The 5,170-nt window shown below is 45.6% G+C and carries 5 protein-coding genes; 4 read left to right on the top strand and 1 reads right to left on the bottom strand.

Annotation, left to right across the window (positions count from 1 at the left end; all coding sequences use genetic code 11):
• Nucleotides 1-557: 557 nt before the first annotated feature.
• Entirely contained in the window at nucleotides 558-1,739 is a 1,182-nt protein-coding gene (locus NDI34_RS27605; protein WP_348234427.1) for a GNAT family N-acetyltransferase, read from the top strand.
• A gap of 110 nt (nucleotides 1,740-1,849) precedes the next feature.
• Complete coding sequence (locus NDI34_RS27600) at nucleotides 1,850-2,233, top strand: DUF4346 domain-containing protein (protein WP_348234426.1); 384 nt, start codon at nucleotides 1,850-1,852, stop codon at nucleotides 2,231-2,233.
• Here the strand turns inward: NDI34_RS27600 and NDI34_RS27595 are convergent.
• Nucleotides 2,230-2,955: a TPM domain-containing protein gene (locus NDI34_RS27595; protein WP_190410238.1), complete on the bottom strand. Its 726-nt coding sequence runs from the start codon at nucleotides 2,953-2,955 to the stop codon at nucleotides 2,230-2,232. The two genes, NDI34_RS27600 and NDI34_RS27595, sit on opposite strands and share 4 nt — an antisense overlap.
• A 176-nt stretch (nucleotides 2,956-3,131) precedes the next feature.
• Here NDI34_RS27595 and NDI34_RS27590 point away from each other — a divergent pair, with 176 nt between their 5' ends.
• Nucleotides 3,132-3,371, top strand: coding sequence for a hypothetical protein (locus NDI34_RS27590; RefSeq protein WP_190410239.1), 240 nt, complete (start codon nucleotides 3,132-3,134; stop codon nucleotides 3,369-3,371).
• Between the two features lie 399 nt (nucleotides 3,372-3,770).
• Nucleotides 3,771-4,760, top strand: a complete 990-nt coding sequence (locus NDI34_RS27585; protein WP_190426856.1) for a pentapeptide repeat-containing protein — start codon at nucleotides 3,771-3,773, stop codon at nucleotides 4,758-4,760.
• The last annotated feature ends 410 nt before the right edge of the window (nucleotides 4,761-5,170 follow it).

Raw genomic sequence — 5,170 nt, 5'->3', positions numbered from 1 at the left:
TCGCTCGATCCTTCACCCGCCCAGCATCTTCTTGAGAGAATTGCTATTTTCTGCCTTCTCTGTAAAGCTTGCAAGGCAGTGGATTTTTAAAGCTTTAGCTTACTTATAACTAATATAACTACTCGTATTGCACCCATGTTCTAGCTGGAGAATGAGTCCAGTATGAAGTTTATAAGTAAGTTTGAATACAAGGAGCCTTGATGGTTTACAGCACTAGAAGCTTAGTTACTAGGTCTATTTTCTATGGAATTGCATCTTAATAACAGCTAGCAGGCATTGCTGGTTTTTAAAATAATCGGACTTATGCAGAGATACCCCTTGCATCCCCCGATAAATTAGGGGACTTTGACTTGATTTCCCTCAATTTATAAAGAAGTTAGGGGAATCTAGGTTTTAAGCGTTCAGCGAGTCAGTCCTGAATAATCTAGAAGTTTTTGCTCTCGCGATCGCTTTCTCTTTACTTTCTCTTTGATGAGATCGGGAAAGTTCCATTACCCTAGAAGAGGCTTTCTCATCCAGTCTGAGTTGCAACCAACGCTCTACCCCTGATTCCTGAAATGGTGGAACAACTGAAACCCCGCTATTCTGTTGCTTGGATTAGTAAAATCGCTGAAGTGCCGCAAGCCGAGTGGGACGCGATCGCTCTGCCGTTGAAAACGCCTTTCCTAGAATGGGATTGGCTCAACAATATGGAAACTTCTGGTAGCGTCGGCGCTAAAACGGGTTGGCTACCCACTCACCTAACGATATGGCGAGACAGGCAGCTAATTGGGGCTGCACCGCTTTATCTGAAAGGGCATAGTTATGGTGAATTTGTATTTGACCATCAGTGGGCAGATTTAGCCCAACGCTTAGGGGTGCAATACTATCCAAAATTACTGGGAATGTCTCCGATGACCCCAGCGGAAGGCTATCGCTTCTTAATTGCCCCTGGTGAAGATGAGGATGAACTAACCGAGCTAATGGTGGAGGCGATTGACCATTTTTGCCAAAAAAATCGGATTAGTGGCTGTCATTTCCTCTATGTAGACCCCGAATGGCGACCGATTCTGGAACGACACGGTTTTACGCCGTGGCTGCACCATAGTTTCATTTGGCAAAACACGGGCTTTAATACGTTTGATGATTACCTGGGCGCGTTTAACGCGAATCAGCGCCGTAACATCAAACGGGAACGCAAGGCGGTAGAAAAAGCCGGTTTGCAAATCAGAACCCTCACGGGTGATGAGATTCCGAAGCCGCTGTTTTCGTTAATGTATGACTTCTACGCCGATACCTGTGACAAGTTTGGTTGGTGGGGAAGTAAGTATTTAACTCGGCGATTTTTTGAACAGCTGCATCCCCGCTATAGCCATCGAGTGTTATTTGTAGCAGCCTACGACGAGCAGAATGACCTGCACCCCATCGGAATGTCTTTTTGCCTCACCAAGGGTGAGCAACTATATGGGCGTTATTGGGGTAGCTACCAAGACATTGACTGTCTGCATTTTAATGCCTGCTACTACGCACCAATTGAGTGGGCGATCGCGCATGGCATCCAAAGCTTCGACCCCGGTGCTGGTGGACGTCATAAAAAACGTCGCGGTTTCCCAGCTACTTCCAACTACAGTATGCATCGATTCTATAATCCGCGTTTGGGTCAAGTTCTGCGGACTCACATCCATCAAATCAACGAAATGGAGCAACTGGAAATTGATGCAATTAACCAGGAGTTACCTTTTGCCCAGCGCGATGAATAAAACAACCCTAAGAGGCACGAAAGCTCTGGAGAAATAGAGGAACGAACTAAACTTGAGATAGGCTGTAAGCCTGTTTACAGTGTCGATTGTTTAGAAATCTCTTGATTTTTATGCCTCAAACTGCTCAAGATTTAGCTGCCATTGATGACCAGCTTTCCAAACGTTATATTCACCTCGATCCGGCTGGATATTTCATCATTTACCTGGATCGGGAAGCGGGGCTAATTTGCGCTAAACATTTCACGAATATCATTAACGAACGCGGTTTAGCAGTCGATCCCGAAACTGGCAAACCCATCCCGGTGCGAGGCAAGGTAGAACGTACCCACACCGCTGTCTATAGTGGCAGAACAGCTAAAGAGCTTTCCATAAAAATTTTTGAGCAAACTCAGTCCGCCCCACTCACCATGCTGGATCATGCCGCTTATTTGGGGCGCGAATTTGTCAGGGCTGAGTTTGCTCTAATCAACGGGCAGGAGTACGTTCAAGACTAGCCGGAGAAGCCTTGATAGAAAAAGTAAGTCACCATTGGAATGACAGTGGCAGCAAGCAGTAAGCCAACCACCCAGATAGTCGCGTTGCCAGTGTCGGTTTCTTCTGCCTTTTTAAAGGTTCTTTCGACGTTAACCGTATCTTTGACTTCCGGCGGACCTGGGTCTGGCTCACCTGTTAGTACGGCAATTAAGCGATCGCCTGCATCCGAAAAAGCTTGATTGTATTTGTCGCCTTCCCGCAGTGGCACCAGCACGGTTTCTTCGGCAATGCTCTTGGCGATATCATCGCTCAAGATAGACTTTACCTTTTCACCTGTGCGAATCGCAGTGTTGTTCGTAACGCTATCAATCACCAGTAAAATTTGATTCGCTTGCGCTTCTGGCGTGGGAAACCATTTTTCAAACAACTGATTGGTAAAACTTTCCACTGTTTCGCCATAATCGAGGTGGCGGATGGTCACAAATCGGACTTGATTGCCTGTGTCGTTGGCTAATTTATCCAACTCGGTGTTAATTTGACCTTCGGTAAGGCGACTGAGAATTTCAGCTTTATCGAGAATCCAGTTGCGATCGCCTGCTGCTAAATTGGGAATTTGATAAACGCCTGTAGCATTTACTGGCGCTGCGATTAGCTGAGTAGCTAGAACCATCAGGGCAATGGCTACTATCAGGCGCGTCTGGAATTTTATTCGGCGAAAGACTTGAGTGAGGAATTGTCTCATTGGATGAAATGACAAAAATGACTTTTTTCAAAAAATACTACACAAACTCCCCGAAAACTCACTTTCGGTGAAGCGAACGTGTTAGTTTTTAAAAATAGCCTTTTTTCGGTTATATCGAAAGTGAGCGCGATAGGTTAGCAAAATAATCAATAAAATCGCTCTGGGTGGTATCAGCTATGAGTTCACCAGAAATTTACAGGGGTTGGCTAATTGAAGCACGACCAGTATTCTGCGTTCAGGTTTGGAGTGCTGGTGGAGAATGCCTGATTCCCGTTCATAATGCCAAAACCGAGGCAGAGGCGCTGGAATTGGCGAAGCGCTGGATCGATCTGCAAACAGCACCAGAAAATCCTCAGCCAAACTCGTTCGATCCCTTTTCTAATGAGATTGACTACGACGACGATATTCCATTTTGAGCGATCGCATCCTTTGAGTAATCTCATGGCACTGACGCGAGGGTGGAAATAAATTTTGACGAGAAGCTAAAGTAAGCTTTAGCTTACTGGTAAGCGGTTGAACCCGTTTCAACGGATGTTAGCTTTTAGCCCATTTAGTTCAGGGCTGTAGTCCGCGACTTGCTCTTGGCAATGGAAAGAGAGCGATCGCATCTAGAGTGGCAAAACTCGGTTCGCTTCAGTCAAGAGAATTGAGCCACTAACAAAGCGATCGCATTGTCTTAATTTTTATGTAAAAAAATTCATAAAATTTAAACTACTTAAATCAAAAAATGACCCAAAAGTTAATGCATTTTTGGCGATATATTTGGGAACTCTAAAAATAGACAAGTTATCTGTAAGTGAATCTGGAGAAATCCTATGGATGCACAAGAACTGAAACAGCGCTATGAAGAAGGACAAAGAGATTTTAGCGGCGAAAATCTTATAGGGATAAACCTGGAAAGAGCCAATCTATGCGGGTCAGACTTTTCAGGAGCCTATCTATCAGCGGCAAACCTTAGTCGCGCAGTCCTAATCGGAGCAAACTTCAGTGGAGCCTGCCTGCATCGAGCCGATCTGAGTTTTGCCAAAGTCAACGAAGCACGATTCATCGAGACAGACTTGACAAAAGCCAACTTAAGAGGAGCTGTCCTCGTTAAGTCGGTGCTGGTCGGAGCAAAACTAAGTGGTGCAATCCTAACATCAGTAAATCTGCGTTTGTCAAACTTGCGCGGAGTTAACCTGTGCGGTTCGGACCTGCGGGGGATAAACTTGCGGTCGGCTAACTTGGTGGATGCTAACCTAAGTTGGGCAAATCTGAGTGGAGCCAGATTGAGCGGCGCATTGCTGCGAGGAACGATACTCAACGGCGTACACCTGAGAGGAGCTTACTTAAATGGCGTCGATCTCAATGGCATAGACTTGGATGGCGTCAACCTCAGCGAGACCAAACTGAATGGAGCGAATCTGAGTGGTGCCAACCTAGCAGCCACAAATCTGTCTGAAGCCCAGATGCGTGTAACGATTCTATCTAGAGCAAATTTGCACGCATCCAATCTAAATCACTCCTCACTTGCCAAAGCAGACTTATGTGAAGCGAACTTAAGTAAGGCAGACTTGAGTCAAGCCAATTTGAGTGAAGCTGACATGACGGGAGCAAACCTGAATATGGCAAGCTTGCGTGAAGCCAACCTGAGTGAAGCAAGTTTGCGGGGAGCCTATTTGTGGGGAGCTAACTTGAATGTCGCAGAAATGCGGGGAGCCGACTTGACTGGTGCTAGCCTACGGGGAGCCTACCTGGAAGACTCCGATTGGCAACAAGCAATCTTAACGGGTGCAATCCTCCCTGATGGCACAGTCCACGAATAAGTTATCTGGCGGGCATCCTGGGCGATACTTCTACCATTTGTATCTGTGGCTACAACATGAACTAAAGGGTAATTGGTAATTGTTTTCTCGTTACAGCTCATGAGCATTTATTTGTAGCAGGCATTTATAGAAAAAATGGTTTTAACACTCGAAGCGATACGCGCTAAGCGTATCGCTGCAATTCTATGTCGGTGCTGTTAATTGTAGGTTCTCGTTTCCAGGCGTAAGAAACGAGAAATTTTTTTGGGAAATTGGAGAGAGTTTTTGCAATTTCTTGGTAAAACTACAGTTACTTAACGGGACTTAAACAGATTTCAAGCCCAAATAAAACCCAAAGCAGCTTTATAGGCTGAGAATACATCTCGATTAGCGTTCACCCACTCCATAAAACGGAAAGACATCGCTGTCCG

Origin of the sequence: Trichocoleus sp. DQ-U1 (assembly GCF_039961925.1) — a bacterium.
In the GTDB taxonomy this organism is placed as follows: domain Bacteria; phylum Cyanobacteriota; class Cyanobacteriia; order Cyanobacteriales; family FACHB-T130; genus FACHB-T130.
This window is presented reverse-complemented; position numbering and strand designations above follow the sequence as displayed.